The sequence below is a fragment of the Pseudomonas sp. XS1P51 genome (assembly GCF_054897845.1).
In genome coordinates, this window is sequence record NZ_CM142707.1 from 6,365,792 (window position 1) to 6,381,454 (window position 15,663).

At 61.9% G+C, this 15,663-nt stretch carries 16 protein-coding genes; 3 read left to right on the forward strand and 13 right to left on the reverse strand.

The genetic code is table 11. The features are described from left to right. Window positions 1–2: 2 nt before the first annotated feature. The 3 genes from ACYZUD_RS29465 (at window position 3) to tadA (ending at window position 2,371) form a co-directional block, all read left to right on the forward strand. Window positions 3–293: a PTS transporter subunit EIIB gene (locus ACYZUD_RS29465; RefSeq protein ID WP_462021344.1), complete on the forward strand. Its 291-nt coding sequence runs from the start codon at window positions 3–5 to the stop codon at window positions 291–293. 204 nt (window positions 294–497) lie between these two features. Next, window positions 498–1,874 (forward strand): multicopper oxidase family protein, encoded by a 1,377-nt coding sequence (locus tag ACYZUD_RS29470; protein WP_462021345.1) that lies wholly within the window; start codon window positions 498–500, stop codon window positions 1,872–1,874. Further along, complete coding sequence (gene tadA / locus ACYZUD_RS29475) at window positions 1,874–2,371, forward strand: tRNA adenosine(34) deaminase TadA (protein WP_008014671.1); 498 nt, start codon at window positions 1,874–1,876, stop codon at window positions 2,369–2,371. The genes ACYZUD_RS29470 and tadA overlap by 1 nt, the downstream gene beginning before the upstream one ends. A gap of 134 nt (window positions 2,372–2,505) precedes the next feature. On the opposite strand, the gene cmoB is transcribed toward tadA, so the two are convergent. From cmoB to ACYZUD_RS29540, 13 genes are all read right to left on the reverse strand, one after another. Continuing rightward, entirely contained in the window at window positions 2,506–3,462 is a 957-nt protein-coding gene (gene cmoB, locus ACYZUD_RS29480; protein WP_462021346.1) for a tRNA 5-methoxyuridine(34)/uridine 5-oxyacetic acid(34) synthase CmoB, read from the reverse strand. After that, window positions 3,459–4,238, reverse strand: coding sequence for a carboxy-S-adenosyl-L-methionine synthase CmoA (gene cmoA, locus ACYZUD_RS29485; RefSeq protein WP_462021347.1), 780 nt, complete (start codon window positions 4,236–4,238; stop codon window positions 3,459–3,461). Before cmoA ends, cmoB begins: the two co-directional genes overlap by 4 nt. Before the next feature lie 130 nt (window positions 4,239–4,368). Beyond that, window positions 4,369–5,010: a lysoplasmalogenase gene (locus ACYZUD_RS29490; RefSeq protein ID WP_462021348.1), complete on the reverse strand. Its 642-nt coding sequence runs from the start codon at window positions 5,008–5,010 to the stop codon at window positions 4,369–4,371. Between the two features lie 2 nt (window positions 5,011–5,012). Further along, entirely contained in the window at window positions 5,013–5,405 is a 393-nt protein-coding gene (locus ACYZUD_RS29495; protein WP_462021349.1) for a protease inhibitor I42 family protein, read from the reverse strand. A gap of 207 nt (window positions 5,406–5,612) precedes the next feature. Next, window positions 5,613–8,030, reverse strand: a complete 2,418-nt coding sequence (gene lon, locus ACYZUD_RS29500) for an endopeptidase La (RefSeq protein WP_462021350.1) — start codon at window positions 8,028–8,030, stop codon at window positions 5,613–5,615. A 221-nt stretch (window positions 8,031–8,251) separates the two neighbouring features. Then, window positions 8,252–8,608: a DUF6124 family protein gene (locus ACYZUD_RS29505; RefSeq protein ID WP_462021351.1), complete on the reverse strand. Its 357-nt coding sequence runs from the start codon at window positions 8,606–8,608 to the stop codon at window positions 8,252–8,254. Between the two features lie 516 nt (window positions 8,609–9,124). Beyond that, entirely contained in the window at window positions 9,125–9,400 is a 276-nt protein-coding gene (locus ACYZUD_RS29510; RefSeq protein ID WP_462021352.1) for a DUF3613 domain-containing protein, read from the reverse strand. A 13-nt stretch (window positions 9,401–9,413) separates the two neighbouring features. Continuing rightward, window positions 9,414–10,127 carry a hypothetical protein gene (locus tag ACYZUD_RS29515; RefSeq protein WP_462021353.1) on the reverse strand — a complete coding sequence of 238 codons (714 nt, stop codon included), beginning with the start codon at window positions 10,125–10,127 and terminating at the stop codon, window positions 9,414–9,416. Between the two features lie 10 nt (window positions 10,128–10,137). After that, the gene (locus tag ACYZUD_RS29520) at window positions 10,138–11,028 is read right to left on the reverse strand and encodes a type II secretion system F family protein (protein WP_462021354.1); all 891 of its coding nucleotides are present in this window, start codon (window positions 11,026–11,028) and stop codon (window positions 10,138–10,140) included. Further along, complete coding sequence (locus ACYZUD_RS29525; RefSeq protein ID WP_462021355.1) at window positions 11,025–11,909, reverse strand: type II secretion system F family protein; 885 nt, start codon at window positions 11,907–11,909, stop codon at window positions 11,025–11,027. The genes ACYZUD_RS29520 and ACYZUD_RS29525 overlap by 4 nt, the downstream gene beginning before the upstream one ends. Before the next feature lie 10 nt (window positions 11,910–11,919). Further along, window positions 11,920–13,200, reverse strand: a complete 1,281-nt coding sequence (locus ACYZUD_RS29530; protein ID WP_462021356.1) for a CpaF family protein — start codon at window positions 13,198–13,200, stop codon at window positions 11,920–11,922. Beyond that, window positions 13,197–14,393: an AAA family ATPase gene (locus ACYZUD_RS29535; protein WP_462021357.1), complete on the reverse strand. Its 1,197-nt coding sequence runs from the start codon at window positions 14,391–14,393 to the stop codon at window positions 13,197–13,199. The genes ACYZUD_RS29530 and ACYZUD_RS29535 overlap by 4 nt, the downstream gene beginning before the upstream one ends. Then, complete coding sequence (locus ACYZUD_RS29540; RefSeq protein WP_462021358.1) at window positions 14,390–15,658, reverse strand: type II and III secretion system protein family protein; 1,269 nt, start codon at window positions 15,656–15,658, stop codon at window positions 14,390–14,392. The genes ACYZUD_RS29535 and ACYZUD_RS29540 overlap by 4 nt, the downstream gene beginning before the upstream one ends. Window positions 15,659–15,663 lie beyond the last annotated feature (5 nt).

Sequence of the window (15,663 nt, forward strand, 5' to 3'; positions counted from 1 at the left end):
ACATGTTCGAGAAAATGCAGCGGGCGTTCTGGAAGGCGTTGACCCCGGACCTGATCGCGGATGAGCTGAAGGGGGTTGTCCAGCCAGCTTCCGGGTTGGCCGCGAATGTCGTGGCGGCGTTGGGCGGTGTGGATAACCTCAAGTCGCAGCAACCTGTGGCGCTGACCCGGGTTCGGGTGGCGTTGCGGGATGTGGGGCGGGTGGATCGGCAGGCACTGAGGGCGGCGGGGATACCGGGGATGATGACGTTGGATGGCGGGGTTGTTCACCTTTTATTAGGGCTGGGGAGGTAAGCGGCCCCGAAAAGATCGCAGCCTTTGGCAGCTCCTACAGGGTGTACGACGATCAAATGTAGGAGCTGCCAAAGGCTGCGATCTTTTTGGGAGCAACTGTGACCAGTCGCCGCGCCGCCCTTACTGTTTCTCAACCGCAGGTGTATCGTATTCGCCTTTTACAGGCCCCCGCGCCTGTCGCTGATACGTGAGGTAGTTGAGTTCATGTCCTTTACCCGTCGCCAAATTCTCGGTGGCCTGGCCGGTCTTGTTGTCGTTGGTGTCGGAGCGGGTGGCGCATCGCGGTACTGGTTGGGCAAGATGGCCGACGCGGATGCCGGCCACGACTATGAACTGATCGCGGCACCGCTGGACGTCGAGCTGGTAGCCGGGCACAAGACCGAAGCCTGGGCGTTTGGCTCGTCGGCACCGGGCACCGAGTTACGCGTGCGTCAGGGCGAATGGCTGCGGGTGCGGTTCATCAACCACCTGCCGGTGGCGACCACCATTCACTGGCACGGTATCCGCCTGCCGCTGGAAATGGACGGCGTGCCCTACGTCTCGCAGCTTCCTGTACTGCCGGGAGAATACTTCGACTACAAATTTCGCGTGCCCGACGCCGGCAGCTACTGGTATCACCCGCACGTGAACAGCAGCGAAGAACTTGGCCGAGGGCTGGTCGGGCCGCTGATTGTCGAAGAGCGCGAGCCCACCGGTTTCAAGTACGAAAAGACCTTGAGCCTCAAGAGCTGGCACGTCGATGAACAAGGCGCGTTTGTCGCGTTCAGCATTCCTCGCGAAGCGGCCCGTGGTGGTACGGCGGGACGTCTGTCGACCATCAATGGTGTCTCGCAAGCGGTGATCGACCTGCCTGCCGGGCAGATCACCCGGGTACGCGTGCTCAACCTTGATAACACCCTGACTTACCGCCTCAACATCCCGGGTGTCGAAGCGCAGATCTACGCGCTGGACGGCAACCCCATCGAGCCACGCCCGTTGGGTAAGGAATACTGGCTCGGCCCGGGCATGCGCATTTGCCTGGCAATCAAGGCCCCACCCGTCGGTGAAGAACTGTCCCTGCGCAACGGCCCGGTGAGATTGGGCACGTTTCGTTCGGTAGCCAACAGCGATGCCCCCACCGAGTGGCCTCCCGCGCTGCCCGCCAACCCGGTGGCCGAGCCGGACCTGGCCAATGCCGAGAAACTCAACTTCAATTTCGAATGGGTCGGCTCGGTGTCGGTGAACGTCGACAACGGCAAGCCGCCGAGCCTGTGGCAGATCAACGGCAAGGCCTGGGACATCACCGACAAGACCTGTGCCGACCGCCCGATTGCCAAACTTGAGAAGGGCAAGAGCTACATTTTCGAATTGAAGAACATGACTCAATACCAGCACCCGATTCACCTGCACGGCATGAGCTTCAAGGTCATTGCCTCGAACCGGCACAAGGTGATTCCGTACTTCACCGACACCTACCTGTTGGGCAAGAACGAACGCGCGCAAGTCGCGTTGGTCGCAGATAATCCTGGGGTGTGGATGTTCCACTGCCATGTGATCGACCACATGGAAACCGGCCTGATGGCCGCCATCGAGGTGGCGTGATGCGTCAGATACGTCCCGCGGCGATCATCGACCGCAGCCGTGATCGTGACTTCATGCGCGAAGCGCTGGCCCTGGCCGCTCAAGGTGCGGCGCTGGGCGAAGTGCCGGTGGGCGCGGTGCTGGTCCAGGACGGTGAAATCATCGGTCGTGGCTTCAATTGCCCGATCAGCGGCAACGACCCGAGTGCCCACGCCGAGATGGTCGCGATCCGCGCTGCCGCTCAGGCGGCGAGCAACTATCGCTTGCCGGGCAGCACGCTCTACGTGACGCTTGAGCCGTGCAGCATGTGCGCGGGGCTGATCGTGCATTCGCGGATTGCGCGGGTGGTGTATGGCGCTTTGGAGCCGAAGGCCGGGATTGTGCAGAGTCAGGGGCAGTTTTTTACCCAGGGCTTTCTCAACCATCGGGTGCTGTATGAAGGCGGGGTGTTGGCCGAGGAGTGCGGGGCGGTGCTCAGCGAATTCTTCAAGGCCCGTAGAGCCAAACCCGCAGACTAAACACCGACCCCCTGTGGGAGCGAGCCTGCTCGCGATAGCGGACTGACATCCAACATCTTTATTGGCTGAAAGGGCCTCATCGCGAGCAGGCTCGCTCCCACAGGGGGATCTCTAGTGGGGCGGAAATCAGAGGGTTACTTACGGGCGACGATGACGGCACGCATCGGCGCCGGCAAGCCTTCAACGGTCTTGCTGTGATCTTCAGGATCAAGGAAGTCGCTCAACGACTGATACTTCATCCACTCCGTCCCACGCTGTTCCTCGACCGTGGTCACGCTGACATCCACGCACTTCACATCCGTGAACCCGGCACGCCGCAGCCACAGTTCCAGCGCCGGCACCGATGGCAGGAACCACACATTCCGCATCTGTGCATAACGGTCTTCCGGCACCAATACCTGCTGCTGATCGCCTTCGATCACCAGGGTTTCCAGCACCAGTTCACCACCCTTGACCAGGCAATCCTTCAGCGCCAGCAGATGTTCGATCGGCGAGCGACGGTGGTAGAACACGCCCATGGAAAACACCGTGTCGAAGCCTTCCAGGTTCGGCGGCAGGTCTTCGAACGGAAACGGTAAATGCCAGGCCGACGGTTCGGACAAGTAACGCTGAACCGCCTGGAACTGGCAGAAAAACAGCCAGTTCGGATCGACGCCGATCACGCTGTCCGCACCGGCACCGAGCATGCGCCACATGTAGTAACCATTGCCGCAGCCGACATCGAGGATGCGTTTACCCTTCAGGTCCAGATGCGGTGCAACCCGTGACCACTTCCAGTCCGAACGCCATTCGGTGTCGACATGCACGCCAAACAGATCGAACGGCCCCTTGCGCCACGGCGACAAACCCATCAACGCGGTACGCATCTGCGCGCGGGTTTCATCGTCGCAATCGGTGTCCAGGGTCAGACCATTGAGCAGGTCGACTTCGCTCGGCTGGATTTTCGGCAAGGCGTCCAGCGCACTCTGCCAGCGCTCCAGGTCGCCATGGCCTTTCTCCATTTTCTTGTCGAGGTGCGCTTGCAGGGTGTTGGCCCAGTCGGCCAGCGGCGTGCCGGCCAGACGGCGGGCGAGGGGGGACAGATCAATCATGGCAAGGCAATCAACGAGGCAAAGTTAAGACACTGGAACCACGGCACGACTTTCGAGAAACCGGCGGCCAGCAGGCGTTCGCGGTGTTCTTCGAGGCTGTCGGGCTTCATGACGTTTTCGATGGCGCTGCGTTTCTGGGCGATTTCCAGTTCGCTGTAGCCATTGGCGCGTTTGAAGGCGACGTGCAGGTCGGTGAGCAACGCGTGTTCTTCGGGGTCGGTGAAGCGCAGCTTTTCCGAAAGGATCAACGCGCCACCGGGCAGCAGCGATTGGCGGATGCGCGAGAGCAACGCGGTGCGCTGGTCCGGGGCGATGAATTGCAGGGTGAAGTTCAGCGCCACCACCGAGGCTGGCTGGAACTCGAGGGCGAGGATGTCGCCTTCGATCACCTCGACTGGCAGCAACTCCTGGAACATCGAGTCCTGACCGTTGAGGTATTCGCGGCAGCGTTCGACCATGGCGGCGGAGTTATCCACAGCGATAACGCGACAACCGTCGGTGCGCACGTGACGGCGCAGGGCCTGAGTCACCGCGCCCAAGGACGAGCCCAGGTCGTAAAGGACGCTGTTGGGCTGGGCGAACTGCGCAGCGAGCACGCCGAGGTTTTCAACGATGGTTGGATAGCCGGGCACCGAGCGCTTGATCATGTCCGGGAACACCCGCACCACGTCCTCGTTAAAGGCGAAGTCAGGCACCTGGGCCAGAGGCTGGGCGAAAAGGCGATCGGGGTCTTTGCTCACGGCGGTTCCAGCGGCGTAGGTGGAAAAGGCCGGCATTTTAGCCAAGTTGGCGCGGGGATGCGCGGGTTGTCTGATAAACCGTAAATCAAAAGATCGCAGCCTTCGGCAGCTCCTACAGGGGAGCGCATTCCAAGTGTAGGAGCTGCCGAAGGCTGCGATCTTTTTCTCAGGCTAAACGCGGTTTGTGGGTGAACGCCGACGCTGTGATCCCCCATTGCCCCAGCCAATAGCTGAGGATGATCACGTAGGGCGCCGCATTAAACGGCGCAGCAAACCGGTCGATGCCAATCACACTGTCCGAAAACACAAACGCCACCGCCCCCACTGCCGCCAGCAGCGCCGAGCGTTTGGGCACGTCGGTGCCCAAGCGAGCCAGCGCCCTCCAGAGCATGGCGCTGATGGCCAGGCCATAGACAATCACCGGGATCAGCAGTGGACCCAACCCATTGGCAATCAAAATCCCCAGCAATACCGCGCCGACACCCAACGCGATAATCAGCGGCAACAGCGCCAGCCGCCGGCAATCGCTCAAGTAGGCCTTCAGATACGCCAGGTGGGCGACCAGAAACGCGCCGAGGCCGAACACAAACAAATCCCCCGGCCACGCCAGCAATACGTCGCCGAGCAGGGAGAAAATCAATCCAAGGCTGATCCAGCGCCGATACTCGCTGGGCGGTGCGTCATGCAGCCAACCGAGCAGGGCCAGCACCGGCAGTGGTTTGACCAGCAGGCACAGCAGCGCGGCGTGCACACTCAGACCGTAGAGAAAGGTCACCGCGCCCATCAGCGCCAGAACCAGCCAGCCCACGATCAGTTAACCGAAATCGCGCAGTCGAAGGTTTCCACCGCCGGCACTTCCGGTGCCCAAGGCTGTTGCGAAGTCAGGCGCAAGCGCCCGGAACCGGCTCCGAACGCCTGAAAACGCCAGGTCGATACGCCGGCCGCGCCCACGACGCCGGCATCTTCCGGGTTTCGATAAACCTCCGGCCCCAGTGCGCGCAATACGCCACCGGCCGAGTCCTGAATGGCCCAGCGGTAACCCGTGGTCGGGTTGCTGGGCAAGGTCAGGATCAGATTCTGCCCGTTGTGCAGTTTTACCGGGCATTCGCTTTGTTTTTCCACGGTCACGTTCTGTTTCGGTTGCGTGGCGCAAGCGGTCAGCAGGACGAGCGCGAGGGGGACAAACAGGCGGGTGGGGGACATAAGGTCAGTGGCTCCGGCATTCACGACGAACGGCGAGCATAACTGAAGATGAGACAAATTGTGACAGCCACACCTTGCAGTTGGCCTGGGGATTTGTGCTGTGAGGGCCGACGCCATCGCGAGCAGGCTCGCTCCCACAGGGGACAGTGATCAACCTGTGGGAGAGAGCCTGCTCGCGAAAGCGATGGTGCGGGCGCTACATGACTATCAGAACAATATCTTCGCCACATCCGCAAAGCGCTTGGCAAAGTGCACGGTAATCCCTTCCTTCAGATAGTCCGGCAGTTCTTCGAAGCTTCCGCGGTTAGGCTCCGGCAGGATCAATTCGAAGATCTTCTGCCGCCGCGCCGCGATCACTTTCTCGCGCACTCCGCCAATCGGCAGCACATGCCCGGTCAGTGTCAGTTCGCCAGTCATGGCCACGCCTTTTTTCGGCGGCTGGTTGCGGGCCAGGGACAGCAGGGCGCTGGCCATGGTCACGCCGGCACTCGGGCCGTCTTTCGGGGTGGCGCCTTCCGGGACGTGCAGGTGGACGAACGCTTCGTCGAAGAATTTCGGATCACCGCCAAACGACTTCAGATTGGAGCTGACGTAGCTGTAGGCAATTTCCGCCGACTCCTTCATCACGTCACCCAGTTGCCCGGTCAGTTTGAAACCCCGGTTGAGCGTGTGAATGCGCGTCGCTTCAATCGGCAGGGTCGCGCCGCCCATGCTGGTCCAGGCCAGACCTGTGATGACTCCGGTGCCGGACAGCACTTGTTCGTTGCGGAACACCGGATGGCCGAGGGAGGCTTCGAGGTCTTTCGGCGCAATTTTGATCACCGCTTTCGGCTCGTCGATCAGTTTCACTACGGCTTTACGCACCAGTTTGCCCAGTTGCTTTTCCAACTGACGAACCCCGGCTTCGCGGGCGTAGCCATCGATCAGGGCTTTCAACGCGCTGTCGCTGATGGCCAGGCTGCCTTTCGACACGCCGGCCTTCTCCAGTTGTTTCGGCCACAGGTGACGCTTGGCGATGGCGATTTTTTCTTCGGTGATGTAACCCGACAGGCGGATCACTTCCATCCGGTCCAGCAATGGGCCGGGAATCGAATCCAACGTGTTGGCGGTGCAGATGAACAGCACTTTCGACAGGTCCAGACGCAGGTCCAGATAATGGTCGAGGAATTCGACGTTCTGTTCCGGGTCGAGGGTTTCCAGCAGCGCCGAGGCCGGGTCGCCCTGGTAGCTCTGGCCCATCTTGTCGATCTCGTCGAGCATGATCACCGGGTTCATCACTTCGACGTCTTTCAACGCCTGCACCAGTTTGCCCGGTTGCGCGCCGATGTAGGTACGGCGGTGGCCCTTGATCTCGGCTTCGTCACGCATGCCGCCAAGGCTGAAGCGATAGAACGGCCGGCCAAGGGACTCGGCGATGGATTTGCCGACGCTGGTCTTGCCCACGCCCGGCGGGCCGACCAGCAAGACAATGGAGCCACTGATCTCGCCTTTATAAGCACCGACGGCGAGGAATTCGAGGATGCGGTCCTTGATGTCGTCGAGGCCGGCGTGGTGTTTGTCGAGCACCTTGCGCGCGTGCTTGAGGTCGAGTTTGTCCTCGCCGTACACGCCCCACGGCACCGCGGTCGCCCATTCGAGGTAATTGCGGGTGACCGCGTACTCCGGCGAGCCGGTCTCGAGGATCGACAGCTTGTTCATTTCCTCTTCGATGCGTTTCTGCGCCTGGGCCGGCAACACCTTGCCTTCCAGGCGCTGCTCGAACTGTTCGATGTCGGCGCTGCGGTCGTCCTTGGTCAGGCCCAGCTCTTGTTGAATGACCTTCAATTGCTCTTTGAGGAAGAACTCGCGCTGATGCTCGCCGATCTTGCGGTTAACTTCGGCGGAAATCTCTTTCTGCAGGCGCGCTACTTCAACTTCCTTGCGCAGCATCGGCAGGACTTTTTCCATGCGCTTGAGCATCGGCACGCAGTCGAGCACTTCTTGCAACTCGCTACCGGTGGCCGAAGTCAGGGCGGCGGCGAAGTCGGTCAGCGGCGACGGATCGTTGGGGCTGAAGCGGTTGAGGTAGTTCTTCAGTTCTTCGCTGTACAGCGGGTTGAGCGGCAGCAGTTCCTTGATCGCATTGATCAGCGCCATGCCGTAGGCCTTGACCTCGTCGGTCGGCTCGGTGGGCTGGTGCGGGTATTCGACTTCCACCAGGTATGGCGGGCGATGGTGCTTGAGCCAGGTTTTAATTCGCACGCGGGTCAGGCCCTGGGCGACGAATTGCAGTTTGCCATTCTCGCGGCTGGCGTGATGCACCTTGACCAGCGTGCCGTAGAGCGGCAGGACCGAGGTGTCGAAATGGCGCGGGTCTTCCTGGGGCGTGTCCATGTAGAACAGGGCCAGGGAGTGGTGTTCGGATTTGCTCACCAGATCCAGCGTTTCAGCCCAGGGTTCTTCGTTGACGATCACCGGCAGCACTTGGGCTGGGAAGAACGGGCGATTGTGGATCGGAATGATGTAGACCTTGTCCGGCAGGTTCTGGCCGGGCAGGGCGAGGCCTTTGCCGGTGGAGTGGTGTTCGGCGTTCTCTGGGTCGGCGTATTCGCTCGGGTCTTCGGGGAATTCTTGCTGGTCGCTCATGGGGCACCTGCGCAATGGGGTATGGGTCTTAGATGGGGCAGGTGGGGGGTGGTTTCAATGGTTGCGGTTAATTCAGGGTGTTTGCTCGAACAGAAAATGTCCGAAGAACTCTGTGGGAGCGAGCCTGCTCGCGAAAGCGGTGGGTCAGTCAACATTGATGTCGAGGCTGACGGCCTCTTCGCGAGCAGGCTCGCTCCCACAGGGGTAAACCTTGACCTCGTTTATTGAGGATCGATTTGATCCAGCACGCGGTTCGCGGTGATCTCCGCGAGCATGATGCTGTTGGAAATGCCCAGCAGGGCATTGCGCGATCCGCCGTCCAGCAGATCCACCAAGTGATGGACCATCACATCGACCGAGGCTAGCGTCTCGACCAGATAAACCACCAGGGTTTCGGTGGTGGCGTCCGGGTCGACGGTAAACAGGGAGCTGGGTGTGCGCGGCGTGGCTTTGATGTCGGCGGACGACGGGAAGTGGAAATCGAGGGCGCGTTCGGCGGCTTCGTTGAGTTTTTTTGAATCGGGTTCGTAGGGGGATGCGGGATCGGTGTCTGGCGGGTTGGGTGTGACTTTGAACATGGCGACTTTCCTATAAGTAGGGCCGTGACCATCTCGCGACTAAACGAAAGGGAGGCGGCTGTGCGCAAGTTAGTCGACCGGTAAAGCCCACCAAAACCCGGCGCGCCCGAGGGCGCCATGCGCACAGCCACCATCAGGTACAGGCGAACGCCTGACTGGATGACACTTGTGCAACCGTAGATGGACTAGCCGGGCGACTAAACCCGATCACTGATGAGCAGTGACACGAATCAAGTTACCGAGCGACCCCAAGGCGCACAAGCCGGCGGATTCTGGCGTAGCCGTAGGCAACGGCGCAAGGTCTTGTAGCTTTCATGAAGTAACGCTGACAGCGTTTAAACACGCGCGCTCACCCAAAGAAAAACCACCCGATCAGATGCGCCGAAGAACCTGTGGGAGCGAGCCTGCTCGCGATAGCGGACTGGCAGACAACACACATGTTGAATGTAAGGCCGCTATCGCGAGCAGGCTCGCTCCCACAGGTTTTGCGGCGTTCAAGTCCTTAGCTGACAGGCATTAACCGCCCGACTCACTGTAGACCTTGCCCCCCTCATCCTGCTCGAAGTACCGCGGGATCGCATGTTCATAACTCTTCAGCCAGCGCTGCATGCTCAGCTCTCGCTCGGTCGCGGTGGAGGTCTGCGGTTTCCGGGAGGCCGCCTGGTTGCTGCTTTGCAGTTGCAGCCAGCCTTCGGTTTCCTGTTGTTGGGGCGAGGCGGGGCCGGGGTCGATGGCGTGCGCAGTGAGGGGCAGGGCCAGCAGGCCGAGGCAGCAGAGGATGGTCGGTTTCATCAGAAGCCTCTCTCTATTGAAGGGCTGGTGCGGCGATGGCCGCAACCTGATTGGCGGCGGTCGAGCCGGACTTGCCCGGTGCCTTGAGCTTTTCCGCTCGCGCCTGGGCTTCGGTGACCTGAGCGGGGCTCAGGCCGAGGCGGCTGACCAGTTCGGCGGCGCGGCTCCAGTCATCCTGATAGATCAGCAAGGTGACCAGATTCAGCGCCGCCAGTTGATCGCTCTGCTTGAGTTCCATGGCCGTCAGAAACTCAAAACGCGCATCCTCGACCCGCAATTGATTGAGGTACACCACGCCCAAATCGTTGCGGATTTTCTCGTCGGTGGGTGCCAGTCGCGCGGCCCGTTGCAAGTGGGCTTGTGCCAGGTCGTTGTCGCCCCGGGCGGCGGCGAGTTGGCCCAGGCCGTGTTCGGCTTCGGCGGCCAGGCAACTGCCGAGCAGGCTGCGGTACAACGGCTCGGCTTCGCTGCGACCCAACAGTCGATAGACCTTGGCCTTGCGCAGGCGCACGTCGGCCAGGTGATCGGGCAGGCTTTGCAGGTTGGCGAGGCTGGCGTGCAGTTTGCCGTCGTTGGCCATGTCGTCGGCGAGGTTCAGCGACAGCTGTTCATCGGAACTCATTTTGCCGCAGCTGGCGGTGTTGGTCAGGGCGCTCCAGGGTGTTGGACCGTTGCTCGCGCAGCCGCTCAGCAACAGCAGACTCAAACCGGCAATCATTGCTTTCATCAGGTTCCCTCTAAGAAGCCAAGGCCCGGCTCAGGGCGGTAAAACCCGGGCCGGCCAGCACGATCAACAACGCCGGGAAGAGAAACAGCATCATCACGACGGACATTTTGGCGGACATTTTGGAGATGTATTCCTGCAGGCGTGTCAGGCGCCGGTCATCGAGCAGCAGCTTGAGCGCCAACAGGGATTTCATCGCACCGCCGCCCTGATGGATCAACTGCTGAAGAATCACGCAGGTGTCGGTGAACTCGTCCACGGCGAGCAACCGGCTGGCCTTGTTCAATTCTTCGCCCAGCTCCAGCCCGGAATCGACACGGGCCAGCACCAGGCGCAGTTCACGGGTCAGCGCCGGCATCAGTTGTTGGCCTTCGTTGCTCAACACGCGCAGCGACTGCTCCACCGCCATGCCCGACTCGAACAGGATGCGCAGCAGCGGAATGAAGGTGGCAATCTCGGTGGCCACCTGTTTTTGCCGACGGTGTGCCGCGCTGGCCAGCAAGCGTTTGGGCAACAGGTAGCCGAAGCCGGTGGCGAAGGCCGGGGCGATCCAGTGGTTTTCCACTTGCGGGAAGAACACGCCCTGGATCAGCAAACTCAGGGCCAACGCCAGCACCGGTACGCCGATCTGGAACGCGGCGAACAGCGAACGTCGACGGGCGCTACGCCAGCCCAGACGGTTGAGCAGCGTTTGGGTTTCGTTGTCCAGATTGACCGAACGCTGACCGATCCGACTGCTGCCCAGCCTCTGCATCCACTGATCCACGCGGCTATCGCCCGGCAGTTTGCCGTCCAGCCGCTGCGCCACCTGACGCACCCGCCGACGCTGTTCCAGCAGGCCAACGAGCAGCAACAGCGTGGCGCCGAGAAACAGCAGTGCGCTGATCAGCAGAGGCATTTTCATACGCTGCGCAACATGCGCCAGAGCGCCAGGCTGCCCACCACTTGCAGGCCGAACGCGCTCGCGAGCATGACTTGCCCCGAGCTGTCGTGCCACATGGCGAGCAAGTAGTGAGGGTTGGACGCCAGGAAATAACCGGCCAGGCCAATCGGCAAACAACCCAGCACCCAGGCCGTGACGCGGGTTTCACCGGTCATGGCGCTGAGCTGGCGCGCTGCCTGCTCGCGTTCGCGGATCATTTTGATCAGGTTCTCCAGCAGCTCGCTGGCATTGCCGCCGTAGCGGTGGTTGACCTTCAAGCCGAGGGCGAACAAACGCAGTTCGTCTTTCTCATACAACTCGGCAAGGTCCGAGGCCGCGTCCGCCAGGCTGACGCCCAATTGCACGTTGCGCTGCACCCGGCCCATGGCATTTTTCAGCGGGTCTTCGGCGACGTCGATGGCGCCCAGCACCGCGTCGGCCAACGTGCGCCCGGACTTCAGGCTGCGCACCGTGTGATCGAGCAACGACGGCAGTTGTTCGATCATGCGCTTGAGGCGGCGCTGATAACGCCCATTGACGTACAGCCGCAGCATCAACGGCGGCAGCAGCAACAGCACCAGCACACCGAACCAACCGCTGGCGGCAAAACCGAGCAAGAGAGCAAACGCCCAGAGCGACAGCCATAACCCGATGCGTTCGGTAGGACGCCCGAGGCCTGCACGCATGAACGCCCGATCCACGCCGGCCCAGGAGGACTTCTCCGCCACCCGTTGCGGTTGCCCCTGGGTCAGCCGGCCAAGCACCCGATCGGTGCCGGTCTGACGCAAGGCGCTGTAGAACAGGCGGATCGACAGCCCGAGCAAGCCCAGGCAAACGAGGATGAGCAGCACCGGTTTGAGCATGCCGTGGCCTTCAGTACGTGGAGGGAGAGAGCGCCAACTCGCGGCGCAGTTTGTCGCCGGCGGGGTTGGCCGCCTCGCGCATGAAACCGAAACCGCTGCGACGGTCGAGGCGGAACAAGGTGTTGGTCACGTAGATGTCATCGCGGATGCCAACCACCTCCACCACTTCGCTGACACAGCGACGGCCATCGGGCATGCGCGTCAACTGGATCACCACGTCCAGCGCGGCGCAGATCATTTGCCGCAGGGTCCGTTCGGCGATGGTGCGGCCCGTCAGGCCCACCAGTGTCTCCAGACGCAGCAGCGCATCTTGCGCATTGTTGGCGTGCACGGTGCTCATGGAACCGTCGTGGCCGGTGTTCATCGCCGTGAGCACGTCGAGTACTTCGACGCCGCGAATCTCACCGAGGATGATCCGGTCCGGGCGCATCCGCAGGGCGTTGCGGATCAGATCGCTGGCCTTCACTTCGCCGTGCCCTTCGGCATTCGGCGGGCGGGTTTCCAGGCGTACGACATGCGGGTGGCCGAGCTGAAGTTCGGCGACGTCTTCGATGGTGACGAGTCGTTCGTGCGGGTTGATCAACTGGCTGAGAATGTTCAGCAGCGTGGTCTTGCCGGTGCCGGTGCCGCCACTGATCAGAATGTTGCAGCGCTTGCCCACGGCCTCCTGAATGAAATCGAAGATCGCCTGATCGATGGTTTGCATCGCCATCAGGTCGGTGCTTTTGAGCATGTCCTTGCGGAATTTACGAATCGACAGGCACGGGCCGTCGAGGGCAATCGGTGGAATGATCGCGTTGACCCGACTGCCATCCGGCAGGCGCGCATCGACCATCGGCGAAGACTCATCCAGCCGCCGGCCGAGGGGCGCGAGGATCCGTTGCATGACCCGCTCGACGTGGTGCGCATCGATAAAGCGCAGGTCACTTTGATGCAGCACGCCGTCGCGTTCGATGAACACCCGGTGCGGGCCGTTGACCAGAATCTCTGTCACCGCCGGGTCGCGCAGCAGCACTTCCAGCGGCCCGAAACCGGTGAGTTCGTCGACGATTTCTTCAGCCAGGCGCTCCATCTCATAACGGGAAATCGCCAGGTGCAAACGGGCGATGTACTCGGCCACCTTGTCGATGACGAACTGCGCCAGCACTTGCCGCGAACCCTCCAGCAGGTTTTTCCCGGACTCTTCGATGGTGTCGATGATGTAGCGGTGCAGCACCAGTTTCAGACCTTCGTGGTCGGTGTTGCCGGTCGTTGTACGCGCCGGGGTACCGAACAGTTTTTCGCCACTCATTGCGCGCCCCTCAGTCGGTTGAACCAGCCCGCCTTGGGTTTGGCCAGGCCTTCGGAGCGCTTGGCCAGGCGTTCGCCGAGGGTGCGCAGGCTTTGGGTCAGGCCTTCGCGGGGAGCCAGTTCGAACAGGGTCACGCCCTGGTTTTTGGCGTTGAGCCGCACTTCCGGGCTGTAGGCGAGGGTGGCGATGATCTCCATGCCGAAACTTTTGCTCAGGGTGTCGGCGTCCGGTGCGATGTTGCGCAGGTAGCGGTCTACCAGCAGCCAGGCGTGATCGAGCTTCATGCCTTTTTCGCGCCAGAGGTTGAGCACCGCCAGGTTGCGACGGCAGTCGAGCACGTTCTGATCGGTGTACCACAGCAACTTGTCGCAATGGCTGACAAAGGTGCGTAGCGCCTCGCTGTCCGGCTGGCCGGTGAGGTTCACCACGATGTGCTGGAAGTGTTGGCGTAGAGCGCTGACCAACATGTACAACTCGGCGGCGCTGGTGTGCTCCAGCGGTTCATCGTGGCTGGCGTAGGCGAGGATTCGCAGCCCGGCCTCGCAGCTGGTGAAGGCGCTGTCGATCAACGTCGCGTCGAGGCGGCGCAAATGCCGCAAGGCATCGCCGAAGTGAAACGAGCTCTCCAGCCCGAGCAACGCCAGGCTGTCGCCGCGCGGCAGGCCGAGGTCCAGCAACAGCGTTTGCTGACCGCTCTTCTGCACCACTTGCGCCATGTGGCTGGCGAGCAGCGCGCCGTCGGCATTGCTCTGTACGCCGTAGAGCACGGTCAGGCCGCCCAGTTGGGTGTTCGGTGCCACGGGGGGCAGGCGTTTGCTCAGGCGTCGCACCAGGCCCGCGACTTCGCTGGAGCGCGAACCATACGCCACGAAATCCCGCGCGCCGGCGCGCATCGCATTAAGCACGAGTTGATTGTCCATGCCATCGCCCAACGCGACGATTGCCAGCATCGGTTTGGCTTCCAGTGCGCCTTCGATCAACGCGCTCTGGGCCACCACGTGTTCCCGGTCCAGCCCGACGAACACCAGGCTGGCAAAGGTCACGTCCACCAGCGCCAGCAGTTCGTCGAGGCTGCCGCCACCGGCGCTGACCACTTGGCCCAACGGGGCGAGGGCGCCTTGCAACCATTCAAGGTCGGTGCTGTTGCGCGTGATGGCGAGAAAGGTCTGGCTCAGGTTCTGGATCTGGCTCATTGCGATAACCCGCTGCGTTTATCGAAGTTGCCGTTTTCGAGGAAGTACAGGCGATACCAGTTGGGGTCGTAGTTGCGCAGTTTTTCACCGGGCAACGACGGCAGTTTTGCGTTGGCGGCCAACGGCTGCACCAGGTGCGGTGTGACGATCATCAACAGCTCGCGCTCTTCGCGCTTGAGCAGGGAGTTGCGAAAGAACGCGCCGAGAATCGGGATGTCGCCCAGCCCCGGGAACTTGCTGACTTCCGACGCGTTGTGGGTGCTGATCAAACCGCTGATGACGAAACTCTCGCCATCGGCCAGGGAAATACTGGTGTCGGTGCGGCGAATGGTGAACGCGGGCACGGTGGTGCCGCCGATGGTCACGCCATTGTTGTAATCCAGTTCGCTGACCTCCGGCGCCACTTTGAGGGCGATGCGGTCGTGGCTGACCACGGTCGGCGTGAGCGTCAGGCGGATGCCGAATTCCTTGTATTCGATGGAGTAGCTGTTGCTGTTGGCGCTGGGCACCGGGATCGGGATTTCACCGCCGGCCAGGAAACTTGCACTCTGCCCGCTGAGGGCTACCAGGCTCGGTCGCGCCAGGGTGTAGGCGAAGCCGCTGCCTTCCAGCGCGTTGACGATACCGAGGAATTTGCTGCTGCCACCGCCCCAGACAATGTTGAAGCTGTCGTTGAGCAGCGGAATGCTCGGCGCCGCAATCCGTGGGTCGATGTTGAACAGCGGCACCACGCCCGGCGTCACACCGGTGTTGGGGACGGTGCCGGGGGCGCCGAAGAGAAAGTTGTTCGAGGCCTTGCCGAAAATCGACGTGCCGGCCTCTTTCAGTTTGGTCCTGCTGACTTCGACGAAGCGAATATCCGTCTGCACTTGCGACGGCAGCAGCGGATCATTGGACGGTAGCGTGGCTGAGGTCATGGCCGCGGTGGCACGTCCCTGCACAAATACCATGCTCTGGCGCGGTGCGCTGGCGCAGGATGTCCAGACCATCAGGCTGGTCGCGCCGGGCGCCATGCCGGTGAGTAAAAACGCCTGGTTGCCGTTGACCCGCACGTCGGCGATTTTCGGATCACCCACCGCCACCCGAGTGATTGCCACGGGCGATTGCAATTCCTGTTGCAGCCCTTCGCCCACTTCCAGCACCGCCGGTAATGACCCGAGTGCGGCGCAATGTCCGACGGCGGCGACTGTCGCCGTGAGCGGCAGTCCGCTCAGCAGGGAGACCCAGAGCAGGGCTTGGAACAGGGGCGTGGAACGTCTGCGCATTGAAT